The sequence below is a fragment of the Dactylosporangium sp. CA-092794 genome (genome assembly GCF_050948465.1).
Lineage (GTDB): Bacteria > Actinomycetota > Actinomycetes > Mycobacteriales > Micromonosporaceae > Dactylosporangium.
In genome coordinates, this window is sequence record NZ_CP192044.1 from 2,861,253 (window position 1) to 2,875,438 (window position 14,186).

At 72.8% G+C, this 14,186-nt stretch carries 13 protein-coding genes; 8 read left to right on the forward strand and 5 right to left on the reverse strand.

Annotated elements, in window-relative coordinates:
- The first annotated feature begins 9 nt into the window (after positions 1-9).
- Positions 10-1,005 carry a DUF1152 domain-containing protein gene (locus tag ACQPXD_RS12530; protein WP_432837887.1) on the forward strand — a complete coding sequence of 332 codons (996 nt, stop codon included), beginning with the start codon at positions 10-12 and terminating at the stop codon, positions 1,003-1,005.
- 596 nt (positions 1,006-1,601) lie between these two features.
- Positions 1,602-1,988: a nuclear transport factor 2 family protein gene (locus tag ACQPXD_RS12535; protein ID WP_432837889.1), complete on the forward strand. Its 387-nt coding sequence runs from the start codon at positions 1,602-1,604 to the stop codon at positions 1,986-1,988.
- A 42-nt stretch (positions 1,989-2,030) separates the two neighbouring features.
- Here ACQPXD_RS12535 and ACQPXD_RS12540 read toward each other — a convergent pair whose 3' ends face one another.
- Positions 2,031-2,648, reverse strand: a complete 618-nt coding sequence (locus tag ACQPXD_RS12540; RefSeq protein ID WP_432837891.1) for a dihydrofolate reductase family protein — start codon at positions 2,646-2,648, stop codon at positions 2,031-2,033.
- On the opposite strand from ACQPXD_RS12540, the gene ACQPXD_RS12545 reads away from it, so the two are divergent.
- Positions 2,620-3,090 (forward strand): hypothetical protein, encoded by a 471-nt coding sequence (locus ACQPXD_RS12545; protein WP_432837892.1) that lies wholly within the window; start codon positions 2,620-2,622, stop codon positions 3,088-3,090. The two genes, ACQPXD_RS12540 and ACQPXD_RS12545, sit on opposite strands and share 29 nt — an antisense overlap.
- A gap of 36 nt (positions 3,091-3,126) precedes the next feature.
- Here the strand turns inward: ACQPXD_RS12545 and ACQPXD_RS12550 are convergent, their stop codons facing one another.
- The 4 genes from ACQPXD_RS12550 to ACQPXD_RS12565 form a co-directional block, all read right to left on the reverse strand.
- Positions 3,127-4,821 (reverse strand): ABC transporter ATP-binding protein, encoded by a 1,695-nt coding sequence (locus ACQPXD_RS12550; protein WP_432843818.1) that lies wholly within the window; start codon positions 4,819-4,821, stop codon positions 3,127-3,129.
- Between the two features lie 11 nt (positions 4,822-4,832).
- On the reverse strand, positions 4,833-6,497 hold the full coding sequence (locus tag ACQPXD_RS12555; RefSeq protein ID WP_432837894.1) for an ABC transporter transmembrane domain-containing protein: 1,665 nt from the start codon (positions 6,495-6,497) through the stop codon (positions 4,833-4,835).
- Positions 6,498-6,581: 84 nt separating this feature from the next.
- Positions 6,582-7,391, reverse strand: a complete 810-nt coding sequence (locus ACQPXD_RS12560) for a methyltransferase domain-containing protein (RefSeq protein WP_432837896.1) — start codon at positions 7,389-7,391, stop codon at positions 6,582-6,584.
- Positions 7,392-7,538: 147 nt separating this feature from the next.
- Positions 7,539-8,813, reverse strand: coding sequence for an MFS transporter (locus ACQPXD_RS12565; protein ID WP_432837898.1), 1,275 nt, complete (start codon positions 8,811-8,813; stop codon positions 7,539-7,541).
- A gap of 292 nt (positions 8,814-9,105) precedes the next feature.
- Here ACQPXD_RS12565 and ACQPXD_RS12570 point away from each other — a divergent pair, with 292 nt between their 5' ends.
- From ACQPXD_RS12570 to ACQPXD_RS12590, 5 genes are all read left to right on the forward strand, one after another.
- Positions 9,106-9,849: an AfsR/SARP family transcriptional regulator gene (locus tag ACQPXD_RS12570; protein ID WP_432837900.1), complete on the forward strand. Its 744-nt coding sequence runs from the start codon at positions 9,106-9,108 to the stop codon at positions 9,847-9,849.
- A 169-nt stretch (positions 9,850-10,018) separates the two neighbouring features.
- Positions 10,019-10,441, forward strand: a complete 423-nt coding sequence (gene panD, locus ACQPXD_RS12575; RefSeq protein ID WP_432837902.1) for an aspartate 1-decarboxylase — start codon at positions 10,019-10,021, stop codon at positions 10,439-10,441.
- 1 nt (position 10,442) lies between these two features.
- The gene (locus ACQPXD_RS12580; RefSeq protein WP_432837904.1) at positions 10,443-11,822 is read left to right on the forward strand and encodes a DUF6002 family protein; all 1,380 of its coding nucleotides are present in this window, start codon (positions 10,443-10,445) and stop codon (positions 11,820-11,822) included.
- 26 nt (positions 11,823-11,848) lie between these two features.
- The gene (locus ACQPXD_RS12585) at positions 11,849-13,021 is read left to right on the forward strand and encodes a hypothetical protein (protein ID WP_432837906.1); all 1,173 of its coding nucleotides are present in this window, start codon (positions 11,849-11,851) and stop codon (positions 13,019-13,021) included.
- Positions 13,018-14,121 (forward strand): potassium transporter TrkA, encoded by a 1,104-nt coding sequence (locus tag ACQPXD_RS12590; protein WP_432837908.1) that lies wholly within the window; start codon positions 13,018-13,020, stop codon positions 14,119-14,121. Before ACQPXD_RS12585 ends, ACQPXD_RS12590 begins: the two co-directional genes overlap by 4 nt.
- The last annotated feature ends 65 nt before the right edge of the window (positions 14,122-14,186 follow it).

Below are 14,186 nucleotides of genomic sequence, written 5' to 3' on the forward strand. Positions count from 1 at the left end.
CATTGAGCGGTGACAAACCATGCCGCACTGTCGCCCGACCCCGGTGCGTTCTCGTTGGACGTTCCGCCACTGTTCGCCGCGCTGGCGCCGGCCCGCAGCATCCTCATCGCCGGCGCGGGCGGGGGATTCGACGTGTACGCCGGCCTGCCGTTGGCGTTCGCGCTCTGGCGCCGCGGCGTGCAGGTGCACCTGGCCAGCCTGTCCTTCTCCCAGCTGGAATTGATCGACCGGGAGGCATGGGTGGCGGAACACGTCGCGGCGGTGCGGCCGGACACGGCCAGCCCGGACTGGTACTTCCCGGAACGGACGCTTGCCCGGTGGCTGGCGGCGCACGAGCTGCCGCCGACTGTGTATGCCTTTCCGCCGCTCGGCGTCCAGCCGTTACGGGCGGCGTACCGGTACCTGGTCGAACACCTGAACATCGATGCGGTCGTGCTGGTCGACGGCGGCACCGACGTCCTGCTGCGCGGCGACGAAAGCGATCTCGGTACCCCGGTGGAGGACATCACCAGCCTGGCCGCCGTGGCCGCGTTGGACGTGCCGGTCAAGCTGGTGACCAGTCTCGGCTTCGGTATCGACGCCTACGACGGCGTCAACCACGTCCAGGTGCTGGAGAACCTCGCCGCACTCGACCGCGACGGCGGCTACCTCGGCGCCCTGTCCATCCCCGGATCCAGCCGGGAGGCGGCGCTGTACCGCGATGCGGTCGCCGACGCCCAGGCCGCCACCCCGGACCGGCCGAGCATCGTCCAGGGACAGATCGCCGCCGCCACCAGCGGCGCGTTCGGAGCTGTCCGGTTTACCTGGCGTACCGGCGGCAGCGACCTGTTCGTCAACCCGCTGATGGCGATGTACTTCACCGTCGACCTGGACAAGCTCGCCGTCCGATGCTTGTACCTCGACCGCATCGAGAACACCATCGGCCGGCGACAGGTCATCACGCGCATCCAGGCGTTCCGGGACGAACTCCCCACCGCACGCATCCCACGCGCGTTTCCCCACTGAACGCGTGGACGGCGCTGCGACCGCCGCCAAGCGGTGGTCACGCCCGGTGGCGTGGTGTCTGAGGCCCGCGCGCCCTGATCGTGCCGGTTGGTGGCGGCCGCCGCCGCAGGCCGGGCGTCGGTGGCCACCCGCTGGGGGCGCGCCGGTCATCGGCGCCGACCCTCGATGTAGCGCGGTCGGGGCGGGACGGTGCGGATGTCGCACTCGCCGGGCGCGGCCTCCGATCCGCGCGGCCGGGCCGGACGTATGTCTCCGTGATCATGCTGCCCGCGGTGACGGCACGCCGGGTTTGCCATGATCCCGGAGACTTCCGGTACACGGGGGTACATCAGCGCTCCGCGATCATGAAAAACCGCGGTGTCGATGCCGGGTTGCGCATGATCACGGAGACTTCCGGTCGCTGCGCCGGTTCCCGAGCGCCCGCGCCGGGCGCGGGCGGAACACGGCTGCGGCGGGCCGCCCCGGACCGCACGCGGCGCGGCACGGCCGTACCGGCGCCGGCCCCGAGGAGGACACGCCGAGCTCATACACCACGGGTTGAGCGGCCCGGCTGGGGGAATATCGCCGCAGGCGACCAGTAGCAGGAGGGCTGACACTTGAATGCCGACCAACGGACCAGCGCCGCGATCGAGGAACACTGGCGGGCGTCGGAGGCGGGCGGGCTCGAGGCGGAGCACGCCATATACGCCGAGGATGCGATCCTGGACTACCCGCAATCGGGCGAACGGTTCCGTGGCCGCGCCAAGATCGCCGCTCAGCGCGGCGCCCACCCCGCCGAACGCCACTTCGCCGTGCTGCGTATCCGCGGCGGAGGCGACCTGTGGGTGAGTGAATGCGTCATCACCTACGACGGCGTGCCCACCTACTCGGTGAGCATCATGAAGTTCGCCGGCGGCCGGGTCGCGCACGAGACCCAGTACTTCGCGGCTCCCTTCCCGGCGCCGCAATCCCGCGCAGGGCTCGCGGAGCGGATTCCGGGCTGAACGCCCACTCGGCACCCGTGCGGTCCGATCCTCCCGGGAAGGTTACTCCTTCCCGCCGGGCACCTGGTCCTTGACCTGGTCGTAGCCGACCTTGGCCGGTGTTTCGGCCGGCGAGTAGATCACGCGAATCACGCCCGTCGGAAACGTCTCCGTCGCGATCATTCTCAGGTGGTACGGCGTGTCGCCGTCGTCGAACAGCCTGCGGCCCTTACGCGCCGCCACCGGGTGTACCAGCAGGCGTAGCTCATCGACCAGGCCCGCGGCGAGCAGTTGCTGCACCACGGAGATCGAGCCGGGGATGAGGATGCCTCTGATGCCGGCATCGGCCTTGAGCGAGGTGACGGCATCGAGGAGATCGCCCTCGATCAGCTCGGAGTTGCGCCAGGAGAACTCCAGCGGCTGGCGCGAGACGACCACCTTGCGCACGTCCCCGAGTTGCTTGGCGAACGCTGCGTCATCCCCACCCGCCGCCTCGCGGCCGGGCCAGGCCCCGGCGAAGCTGTCGTAGGTCTCCCGGCCGATGAGCAGCACGTCAGCGGTGTCATAGTCCTCGCCGACGGCGCGGCCCATGCTCTCGTCGAAGTACGGGAAGTGCCAATCGGGGTCGATCTCGGCCACACCGTCGGCCGAGATGAACAGCGTGGAGATGACCTTTGCCATCGCGGTGATCCCTTCGAGTCAGCTGGTATCGGCAGGTAGACCCGCACGACATCCCAAAATCGTCGCCCGGCCACAGACCGTCCCGCCGACTGATCGGACGCACGCGGTCATGGGAGACTCTGTCGTCGACAATCGCGGGGTTGCGGGAGGTCGCATGGCGATAGGGAGCGAACAGCGCCGTAAGGAACGGAGGCCTCGCATCGCGAGGCAGTTCGATCCGCAGGAGGTCGAGGCAGCGCTAGATCTGCTGGCCCTGACCGACATGGCGTGGCACGACTGCTACGGCCCGCGCGAGCTTGAGATACCCGCGCTCGTTCTCGATGACATGCTGCTGCTGGCGCACGGCAATCTTGCGGCGCTGATCCGCGTCGCCCAGGAGGCGGTCATGGACTTTCGCGACGTCCGGATGTCCGCCGACGATGAGCGCGCAAAAGGCACGTAGCAGACAACCGCTCATCGGCACGGAGATGTCGAGGACTCAGCCGTGCCACTGCCGCCAGAGTTTGGCGTACGGGCCGTCGTGAGTGATCAGGTCGTCGTGGGTGCCCAGCTCGATGATCCGGCCGGCGTCCATGACCGCGATCCGGTCCGCGTCGTGGGCCGTCTGCAGGCGGTGGGCGATGGCGATCACCGTGCGGTTGTGCAGCACCGCGGCCAGCGCCCGCTCCGCCACACGGGCCGCGCGTGGGTCCAGCAGTGCGGTCGCTTCGTCGAGGATCACCGTGTGCGGGTCGGCCAGCAGCACCCGGGCGAGCGCCAGTTGCTGTGCCTGGGCGCCGGTCAGCGGGTGCTCGCCGAGGTCGGCGTCCAGGTCCTGGGCCCAATCCGCACCGACCGTGCGGAGCGCCTCTGCGAGCCGGTCGTCCGGGGCCGGCACGATCAGGTTGTCCCGGACCGTCTCGCGGAAGACGTGGTGTTCCTGTGTCACCAGGACCACCTGCCGGCGCAGCAGGTCCGGCGGCAGCTCGGCCACCGCGACGCCGCCGACGGTAACCGCGCCGGTGTGTGGACGGTCCACGCCGGCCAGCAGGCGGCCCAGGGTGGACTTGCCGGCCCCGGAGAGCCCGACGATCGCCAGCCGTTCGCCGGGCTGAACCGTGAGATCCACGTCGTGCAGCACGTCCGGGCCGTCAGGGTACGCGTAGCAGACGCCTTTCACCTCGATACGGTCGCCTTCCGGGACGGCTGTGGCCGTCGCCGGCGCGGCCGGTACCGTGGCCAGCCCTTCGACCCGGGCGAACGATGCGCCGCTGCTCTGCAACTGCTCCAGCCAGATCAGGATGGTGTCCATCGGTCCGATGAGCTGACGCAGATACAGGGCGGCCGCGACGACCGTGCCGAGCGTGATCCGCTCGTCGCGGTAGAGCAGGCCGCCGATCAGGAACACCAATACGACCGGGATGTTGTACGAGGCCTCAGCCAGCGGGAAGTACACCGATCTCAGCCGCAGGGTGGCCAACCGGCTGCGCTTGGTCCGGGCGATCGCGGCCCGGCCCACAGCCAGCCGCGATCGATGCAGCCGGAATGCCTCGATGGTGCGCGCCCCGGCGGTGGTCGCCGCCAGCTCCTCCGCCAGCTCCGAGTTCGCGGCACCCTCCTCCAGGTACGCGCTGCGAGCCCGGCGCAGGTACCAGCGGCCGGTGACGACGATGCCGGACAGCCCGAGGAGGCCGGCCACGCCAAGCAGCGGGTCGAGCGCGAGCACCGCCGTGACCAGGAACAGCGCCTGCGTGCCGGCCACGAACACGCCTGGCAGCACATCGCGGAGCGTGCCGGCGACCGCGTCCACGTCGGTCGTGCCGCGGGCGGCCAGATCGCCGGACGGTACCCGCTCGATCACCGAGGCGGGCAGGCTCAGCGCGCGGCTCAGGAAGCCGATCCGGATGCGGGCCGCGGTGCGCTCGCCGAACCGGTACCCGAGCAGCAACGCCCACCGCGCGAGCAGCGTCTGGGCCAACGCGCACAGCAGCACGGCGCCGGCCAGCAGGTCGATCCGGGCGGCGGCGCGTGGTCCGGTGACCGCGTCGATGATCCGGCCCAGCAGGTACGGTGCGCCCAAGGCGGCCACCGCGGCCAGCACGTTGAGCAGGAGTATGGCGGCAGCCGCCGGCTTGTCGGCGGCGATCAGCCGGCCGGCTGCCCGGGCGACCTGGCGGGCGTCCGCGATCGGCATCGTCGAGGTGCTCACAGCACCTCCTGCGCCGCGGCGAATGTCCGGCCCACCAGGTCGCGGTACCCGGGCTCGCGCTCCAGCAGCTCGCGGTGCGTTCCGGCGGCGGCGACCCGGCCGTCGACGAGGTAGAGCACGACATCGGCCCGGTCGAGCAGCACCGGCGACGTTGTGGCCAGCAGGGTGCCCTGCCCGGTGCGGGCCGCGGCCAGCCGCTCGGCGATCGCCGCCTCGGTGTGCGCGTCCACCGCCGAGGTCGGCTCGGCCGCGAGCAGCATCTCCGGGTCGGCGGCCAATGCCCGGGCCAGCCGGACCCGCTGCCGCTGGCCGCCGGAGAGGTTTCGGCCGTCTCGTTCGATGCGGTGGTCGAGCCCGGCGATGTCGGTTGCCACCGCGGATCTGATCGCCCGGCGGACCGCGTCGTCGCCGGCCCCGGTGCAGCCGGCGACCACATCCCGCAGCGTCCCGGCGAACAGGTCCGCGTCGTGGTCGGCCACCAGAATTCGCTCGCGTACCGCCGGTTTGGCAACCTCGGCGATCCTGTGCGAGCCCCAGGAAGCGGTCGTCTCCCCGTACCGGCCGAGCCGGTCGATGATCACGGCCGCATCGCCGGGGCGCGCCGAGGCCAGCATGGTCAGCCGGCCCGGCTCGGCGACCACCCCGGACTCCGGGTCGCGCAGGACCGCCGGGCCGCACGGGGCCGCGCCGCTGCCCGGGTCCTCGACGGGCAACCGCAGGAATGCGATGATCCGCCGGGCCGCGATCACCCCGCGGCTGACATCGCCGGCGCTGAAGATCAGCATCCAGGTGGGTACGACGAGGATCGCCACATACCCGTACACCGCGACCAGTTCGCCGGCGGTGAGATCGCCGCGGACCGCCAGCCGGGCGGCCAGCCACGTCACGCCGGCCAGAAAGATCGTCGGCAGGCCGTCGCCCAGAGCGTTGATCCAGCTCAGCGCCCCGCCCATCCGGTAGCCTTCGGCCCGGACGCCGTCCGACTGAACGGTGTACCGACGCAGGTGGGTTTCCTTGCCGCCGAGGCCGTTGAGGATCCGCAGCCCGCCGAGCACGTCGACCAGCCGCGCGGCCAGCTGACCCTGCCGCTCCCGGTACTCGCCGCCGGCGGTGTTGAGCCGGCGCAGCAGTGGTCCGAGCACCATCGCCAGCACCGCCACCCCGGCCGCCACCACCAACGCGATCATCCCGGACACCCGCACGAGCAGGGTCATCACGACCGCGTAGGCGACGGCCGCGCCCACTCCCGGCCCGGTCACGGTAAGCGCCCGCGCGACCAGCCACACATCCCCGATGCCGATGGTGACCACCTCACCCGCGGTGATCCGGCGCGGAAGCGCAGCACCCAGCTCCACCCCGTGGGCCATCACCGCGTCGGCCGTGCGCAACGCGCCGTCCAACCGGATCTTGGTCATGGTCCGGTGCCGAAGGATGCCGAGCACCGCGTTCGCCACGCCCACCACAAAGATCGCGCCGGCCCAGGCGACCAGCGCAACAGCCTGCCGCGGGCGCAGGCCCCGATCAATGGCCTGGGAAATGAGGTACGGCGTGATCGCCAGGCTGATCATCCACAGCGAACTCCACAGCGCGCCCAGCGCGATCCGTCGTTTCTGCCGCCACGCCAGCCACCCCAGATAGCGTCCCGGCCCCCGTGTCCGCATGCGCTCATCATCGCCGATGAGCCTTCGCGGCCGAACCTCTATTTCGCCGGCCGGGCTGCTGGTGTCAGCAGGCCGGCGATGCTCTCAGACCGGCACGCGGCCCCACGCCTGGAACAGTGTGGCGTGCAGCACGATCGTGTCCGGGCGGCTGAGGTGGGCGCGCAGGTCGGCGATGAGGGTGTCGAGCTCGTCGGCGCTGATGAGGCCGCGCTCCAGGAGCGACGGGCGGCACAGGTCGGCGCGGTCGGCCAGGAGCATGCGGTACGGGTCGCCCTCCTGGAAGACGCGGGCCGCCGCATCGACGCCGATGTCGGTCAGGCCGCGGGCCCGTAGCATGCCCGCCAGCTTGCGGCCGAGCCGTACGTCCATGCCGTTGACGCGCCAGAGCTGGTCGATGAGGGACTTGATCCGGTCCCAGGCGGGGTGGGCGGGCTCGCAGATGCGGGAGATCCAGTCGACGTCCTGGACGGCCACATAGCCGCCGGGGCGGGTCAGGGCGACCATCTCGTCCAGGACCGCATCCGCGTCGGGGACGTTCATCAGGACCAGGCGGGTGTGGGTCAGGTCGAAGGAGTTGCGCGGCAGGCCGGTCGCGGCGGCGTCGGCGGCCAGCAGTTCGACGCCCGGCAGACCGTGCTCGGTCACCGTTTCGGCGGCCAGGTCGAGCATGCGGGTCTCGCTGTCGAGGCCGACGACCGTGCCGGTGGGGCCGACCCGCGCGGCCAGGAGGTCCATCACGCCCAGCGGGCCGCAGCCGACGTCCAGGGCGCGGCCGCCCGGTGGCAGGGTGCAGTTGGCGAGCAGGCGTTCCGCCTCAGGGCGGAACATTTCGCCCTGGACCAGCAGGCGCTGCCGCTCGCTGGTGCCGGCGCCGAGCAGGTACGTGGTGGTCATGGAGGTCTCCTCAGACGCCGATGACGAACGGGCCGAGAACGGGCGCGACCCGGTCGGTGGCCCTCATGCGGCCACCCTGGCAAGGCGTGGTGCAGCGGAGGTGTAGCGGGGGTTTAGGCGACGACCGCGTAGCGGATCTGTGGATGCTCACGGGGTCTCCTTGTGGCCGGCGTCGTCCGCGACGGACGCGGTGACGGCCAGGGCCGGCACGGCGGCCGGTGCGGCCGCGGCGACCCGGTCCGGGCTGCGCAGCGCCCAGCGGGCGAGGGCGGCGGTGGGGGAGACGGACAGGGCCAGGATCGCGCCCAGCAGGATCCAGCCGGTCGAGGCGAGGCCGGTCACCAGCCAGGTCACCACGGCCGGCCCGACGGCGACCGCAATCGCCTCGGTGCTGGCCTGTACGCCCTGGTACTGGCCCTCGGCGTCGCGCACCATCAGGCCGAGCGACAGCGCCCAGCGGGAGGCCACGTAGTACAGCTCACCGAGGACGTGGACGCAGACGCCGGCCACGATGACGATGGTGGCCAGCAGCGCCGAGCTGGGCCGGGCGGCGAGGGCGAACACGACGCAGCAGGCGGCCAGGGCGGCGCCGGAGAGCCGGGCCGAGCGCACCGCCTTGGCCACGTCGCCCTGGTCCTTGCTCACCTGGACCTGGAACAGCGCGATGAGGATCGAGCTGAGCGCGACCGCGAGGGCGGCGGCCCAGGTGCCGGCCGCGGTGTGCCCGACGATCCACAGCGGCAGCCCGCTGGACAGGATCGACCAGCAGAATGCGAGTACGGCGGTGGACATCATGATGGTCACGTAGGGGATGTCGCGCACCGCCTGGGTGGTGCCGCGGCGACGCTCGGCGGGCACGGCCGGCACGCGCGGCACCTGGACCGTGATCGCCGCGGTGACGAGCAAGGTGGCCGCATTCACCAGTACCGCCAGCATGAAGATCCATTTGGCGTCGACGCTGAGCACGACCGCGCCCGCCCCGGCGCCGAGGGCGTAGGCGATGTGCTGCACGACGCGGGACCGGGCCAGCACCCCCATCCGCAGCTCGGCCGGCACCAGCCCGTAGACGAGCGCGACCCGGATGCCGGCACCGGAGCTCTGCACCGCGGTGAAGCAGATCGTCACGATCAGCAGCGACCAGAACCCGCCGACGAGCAGGTACATGCCCATGACCAGGCCGCGCAGCAGGATGACGACGCCGAGGACCTCGCGCGGGCCGCGCCGGTCGGCGAGCACCCCGGCCGGGGTGGCGGCGAGCAGCCCGACGGCGCCGCCGATGCCGACCGCGAGACCCATGCTCTCGGCCGGCACGCCCTGGATGCGGGTGAAGAAGATGGCCCAGATGCTGAACCACAGCCCGTCGCCGAATCCGTTCACGGCCTGGGCGGTCTGCAGCCGCAGCACGATGCCGCGGTACGTCACGGCCTCACTCCTCGGCTGCGGCGCCGACAGACTCCGGCCGGGGGTGGGCGAGCAGCGGCTCCGATCCGGTCGTTGTCGATGTCATTGCACTCATTCTGCCGGGGCCGGCCGGGTCGCGCTTCCGACCAACGAGACATGCACTACGACTTTGGTAACAGTGGCGCCGTCCGCCTTTCGTAATGAAACGCCCGAGCGGTCTATTGCCGACTTTCGATCAATGGCGTATGCGCTTACAGTCTGCGCATCGCCACTCTCAGACATCAATGTCGGCCAGCGATAGGGAGCAAATGTCGTGCGCTTTCTCGTCCTCGGTCCGCTGTCCCTGCAGGACGGCGACGAGCGCCGGATCAACGCCGCGAAACCTCGCGGCCTCCTCGCCGTCCTGCTGATCAACGCCAACCAGGTCGTCACGGTCGACCGCCTGATCGACGAACTGTGGGGCGAGCGGCCACCGCCGACAGCGTGCAACCTGATCCGGCAGTACATCTCCCAGGTGCGCAAGGTGCTGCCGGTCGGCGCCGGCGACGGCGCCGAGCTGCGCACGCACGCGGCCGGCTACATGCTGACCCTCGGCCGCACCAGCCTCGACGCGGCCGAGTTCGAGCACCTGGCCCACCACGCCCGGGCCCAGCTGTCGGGCGACCGGCCCGCCGAGGCCCGCGCTACCATCGGCCGGGCCCTGCGGCTGTGGCGCGGATCGGCCTTCGCCGACGTGCCGACCGGGCCGTCGGCGGCGGCGGAGCGGCTGCGGCTGGACGAGCTGCACTCCAGCGTCCGCGAGCTCAGCGCCGAGGCCGACCTCGCCGCCGGGCACCTGAGCGAGGCGATCGGCGAGCTGACCGTGCTCACCGCCCACTTTCCGCTGCACGAGCGGCCGTACCTGCTGCTGATGCGGGCCCTGTCGCGCGCGGGCCGCAAGGCTGACGCGCTCGCCGTCTACCGCTCCGCCCGCAACACACTGGTGAGCGAGGTCGGCCTCGAGCCGGGCCTCGAGCTGCGCGACGCCGAGCGGCAGATCCTGGCCCTGGCCGGCTAGCCGCACCCCCCGAACCGGTGGCCCGTCCGCGCGGACGGGCCACCCTTCGCCGTGCCCGGATCAGGCCGCCGGCGGCTACACATCCGCTACACCGGCGCTGCCCACCGGCCTACACGGACCGCTGGAAACGTCGGCGGCACGACGTTCGAAACCGAGAAGGGACGCCCCCATGTTCCGGGAAATGCTGAAGTCGAAGATCCACCGGGCGACCGTGACACAGGCCGACCTCCACTACGTCGGTTCGGTCACCATCAGCGCCGACCTCATCGAGGCGGCGGGGCTGCTGCCGCACGAGAAGGTGGACATCGTCGACATCGACAACGGGGCGCGGCTGTCCACGTACGTCATCGAGGGCCCGCGCGACTCCGGGATCATCGGCATCAACGGCGCCGCCGCGCGGCTGATCAGCCCCGGCGACCTGGTGATCATCATCGGGTACGCCACCGTCACCGACGCCGAGGCGCGCGGGCTCCGGCCGTCGGTCGTCTTCGTCGACCGCGACAACCGCATCCTGGCCCGCGGCGACGACCCGGCCGAGCCGATCCCCGGCACCGCCACCGTCCGCGGCGACGTGCTCGTGGGCCAGGCCTGATATGACCGCCGTCGTCGGAACCCCGGGTCTCGCCGTCGCCCCGCTGCTGCGGTACTACGACGAGCTGCGCGCCGTGATGGCGAGCGTCCGCGCGACCCGCCCGCCCGCCTCCGGCCGCGTGGCCGACTTCGCCCCCGGCTTCGAGCTGCCGGAACTGACCCCGGCGCTGGAGGCGTTCCTCGGCGCCGGCCAGGTGCGCACCGCCCCGCTGGGCTCCTACCGCGACGTCCGCCTGACGCTGCTGGACCTCATGGGCAACCCGCGCACGCGGACCACCAAGACGATGGCCTCGCTGCTCATGGTCGCCCGGGTCGTGGCACACATCCGCCGCACCGGCGAGCGGATCATGATCCTGACCCCGTCGTCGGCGAACAAGGCCACCGCGCTGCGCGACGCGGTGCTGCGCGCGATCGAGCACGGCCTGGTCCGCCCGGACGAGCTGCGCATCGCCGTGGTGGTGCCCGCCGCGTCGCGGCCCAAGCTGTGGGCCTCGCCGCTGTCCACGGACCCGGAGCTGGCCGCGCGCAACCCGGTGCTATGCCTGCCGGGCCCGGACCGCTCGGCCGTCAAGACGCTCGCCCGCGAGGTCGTGGACGGCCACGCCGAGACGCTGCAGGCGCTGGCCGGGGTCCGGCTGTGGTACTCCCTGGACCTCGACAACTACCGCACCGCCGACGCCGCCCGGGCGATGTTCGAGCGCGACTTCGCCCCCGGCCGCCCCGGCGACACCCGGCTGCACGCGCACGCCGTGTCCAGCGCCTACGGGCTGCTCGGCCACCACCTCGGGCACACCGCGATCGGCGCGCCCGGCGACCCGCGGTACTTCCTCGTGCAGCACCTGGACACCCCGGACATGGTGCTCAGCCTGTACTTCGGCGACCCCGACCGGGCCCGGCTGCCCCAATATCACTACCGGGCCGCCGACGGGCTCTACCACCAGGACGCCGATCCCCGGTTCCCGGCCACCACGTTCGACCCGGACGAGGTGCTCGACTCCACCTTCTACACCCACCGCCCGCCGACCTCGGCGACCATGAACGAGCTCATCCGCACCGGCGGGGGCGGCGGCATCGTGGTCTCGCTGCACGAGTGCCTGCAGCGGTACCCGGCGCTACGGGCCCGGTTCGCCGAGGCCGGCCTGGACCTGCCGGCCGACCCGCGCCGCCTGCGCGAGTGGTCCCTGATCATGGCGGCCACCGGCGTGCTCAACGCCGTCGACCGCGGCCTCGTCACCGACGACGAGGTCCTCCTGCACGGCTCCGGCTGCTACGGCACCGACGACTTCGCCCCGCTGCCCGACGCCGCCGTGCAGACCGTGCACAGCGGCTCCGACGTCCGCCGGGCCGTGTTCTCCGCCGCGCTGGCCGAGCACTGCCGCTGATCCTCCCGCAGAAAGGGGGTACCTCGGTGGCCACCGTCACCACCGTCCCGGCCGCCCCGTCCCGGTCGCCGGCCGGCGACGCGGCCGGGCCCGCCTGGTCCGCCCGGCTCGCCTACGCCTGGAACAACAGCCCGTCGTGGCCGGCCCGGGCCGCCCGGCGGTACTGGGACGGCCGCGGCCGCCGCGTGCCCGTCGTGCGCTCGGACAGCGCGACCGGCGAGGTGAGCATCGCCTACGCCGGCCTGCCGATCGGCGAGATCAACCTGCTGCAGCTGCTGGAGCACCAGCGCACGGCGGTGGCGGGGCCGGTGGCCGGCCGGACCGCCGCCACCGCCGGCTGGCACGACCTCGAGGCGGGGCGCTGGCCCGACGCCGACCTCGTCGTGGTCGGCGCCGAGGCGCACCGCACCGCGCGGCTGCCGCTTGATCGGGCACTGCTGGCGCCGTTCCGGATCCATCTCGTCGTCGACGTGGCGGACGACCCCGAGGAGCGGCAGCGGCGGATCTCCAAGCGCGAACGGTGGGAATTCCGCCGCAACCACAAGCGGTACCGCTGGGTGCTGGAGGAGGACCCGTCCCCGGCCGCGCTGGAGTTCTTCTACCACCGCATGCACCAGCCGACCATGCGGCGGCGGCACGGCGAGCGCGGCCGCAGCGAGCGCCTCGCCGTGGCCCGCCACGCCGTGCTGCGCCACGGCACGCTGTTCTTCCTCCGCGAGGGCGAGCGGCGGGTGGCCGGCGTGCTGTGCCACCGCTCCTCCGCCGGCACCCTGACCACCCGGCTGCTCGGCGTCCTCGACGGCGACCCGGCCCACTACGACAGCGGCGCCTTCAAAGCCGTGTACCACCTGCTGCTGGAGTGGGCCGGGGAGCACGGAGTGACCCAGCTCGACCTGTTCGGCACCGAGGCGCTGCTGAGCAAGGGCATCTTCCAGTGGAAGCGCAAGTTCGCGCCCCGGGTCGTCGCGCCACCCAACCACTTCGCGACCAAACGGATGTACCTGCACGTGGCCCGCGACACCCCGGCGGTGCGCGACTTCCTGGTCGCCAACCCGCTGCTCGCCCAGGCCGGCGGCGGGCTGGAGCCGTGGTACTTCGCCGACGCGGACCGCCCGGCCCGGCTCCAGATCAGCGCCCAGTGCCCGGGCCTGCCCGAGCCGCGGATCGTCGACCTCGACGCCTGGCTCGGTGCCCGGTGAGCGGCCCGGCCTCGATCGCGGTCATCGGCACCGGTGCGTTCGCCGCCGGCCTGTGCCGCGCCCTGGCCACCGCCGGGCTGCCCCCAGGCAGCACCGTGCACGTGATCGGCCGCGCCCCGGCCGCCGCCGCGGACATCTGCGCCGCGGCGGCGGCCGGCGGCCCGGACGCGCCGCCGTTCACCCCGGTCCACACCGCCATCGGGGTGACCGTCGACTTCCGCGGCCTGTTCGAGCGGCTGCGCCCGGACCTCGTCGTGCTGTGCGCCTCGCTGCAGTCGCCGACCGAGTTCCGCACCGACGGCAGCCGCTGGGCGCAGCTGGTGCGGACCGCCGGCTTCGCCGTCACCCTGCCGCTGCAGGCCGCGCTCGCCGCCCCGATCGCCGCCGCCTGCGCCGACGTCGGCGCGGACCGGCCGATCCGCCTCGTCAACGCCTGCTTCCCGGACGCCGTCAACCCGACCCTGCACGCCCGCGGCCTGCCCGTGCTGTGCGGGCTGGGCAACGTCGCCTCGCTCGCCGCAGCTGCCGCCGCCGAACTCGGCCTCGCCGACCCCACCCGGCTCAAGCTGCTCGCCCACCACGCGCACCTGCACCGCCCGCCGGACCCCGGCCTCGAGGCCCGCTGCTGGGTCGACGACATGCCCTACGACGGCGTCGCCGCGGCCCTCGACCCGATCCGGTCCGGGCCCCGCCCGCACCTCAACGGCCTCGGCGCCGCCGTCGCCGCCGGCCTGGTGCGGGCCCTGGCCGACGGCGGCCCCTGGGCCGGGCACGTGCCCGGCCCGCTCGGGCTCCCGGGCGGCTACCCGGCGCAGATCCGCGACGGCGCCCTGACCCTGCGCCTGCCGCCCGGCATCACGCTCGCCGCCGCCCTGGCCTGGACCGAGCGGGTGTCGGCGCTGGACGGTGCCTGCGTGGCCCCCGACGGCACGGTCCGGCTCACCGAGCGTGCCGCCGCCGCGCTGCACGCGCACCGGCCCGGCCTACCGGCGACGTTCGCCCCGCAGGCCCTGCCCGGCCTGTGCACCACCCTGCTGGAGCTGCGCGAGCGGCTGCGCGCGACCGAACCCGAGGAGACGCCATCACGCCGGACATGGTGATCGCCGCGCTACACGCGGACGCTGCGCCGCGCTACATCTCGCGCCCCGACGATGAACCCGAATCC

Excerpts from the sequence above, each read along its gene's own strand:
- ACQPXD_RS12545 (WP_432837892.1), top strand. The coding sequence starts at position 2,620 with ATGAACAGCGTGGAGATGACCTTTGCCATCGCGGTGATCCCTTCGAGT.
- ACQPXD_RS12540 (WP_432837891.1), bottom strand. The coding sequence starts at position 2,648 with ATGGCAAAGGTCATCTCCACGCTGTTCATCTCGGCCGACGGTGTGGCC.
- ACQPXD_RS12550 (WP_432843818.1), bottom strand. The coding sequence starts at position 4,821 with ATGCCGATCGCGGACGCCCGCCAGGTCGCCCGGGCAGCCGGCCGGCTG.
- ACQPXD_RS12555 (WP_432837894.1), bottom strand. The coding sequence starts at position 6,497 with ATGCGGACACGGGGGCCGGGACGCTATCTGGGGTGGCTGGCGTGGCGG.
- ACQPXD_RS12560 (WP_432837896.1), bottom strand. The coding sequence starts at position 7,391 with ATGACCACCACGTACCTGCTCGGCGCCGGCACCAGCGAGCGGCAGCGC.
- panD (WP_432837902.1), top strand. The coding sequence starts at position 10,019 with ATGTTCCGGGAAATGCTGAAGTCGAAGATCCACCGGGCGACCGTGACA.
- ACQPXD_RS12580 (WP_432837904.1), top strand. The coding sequence starts at position 10,443 with ATGACCGCCGTCGTCGGAACCCCGGGTCTCGCCGTCGCCCCGCTGCTG.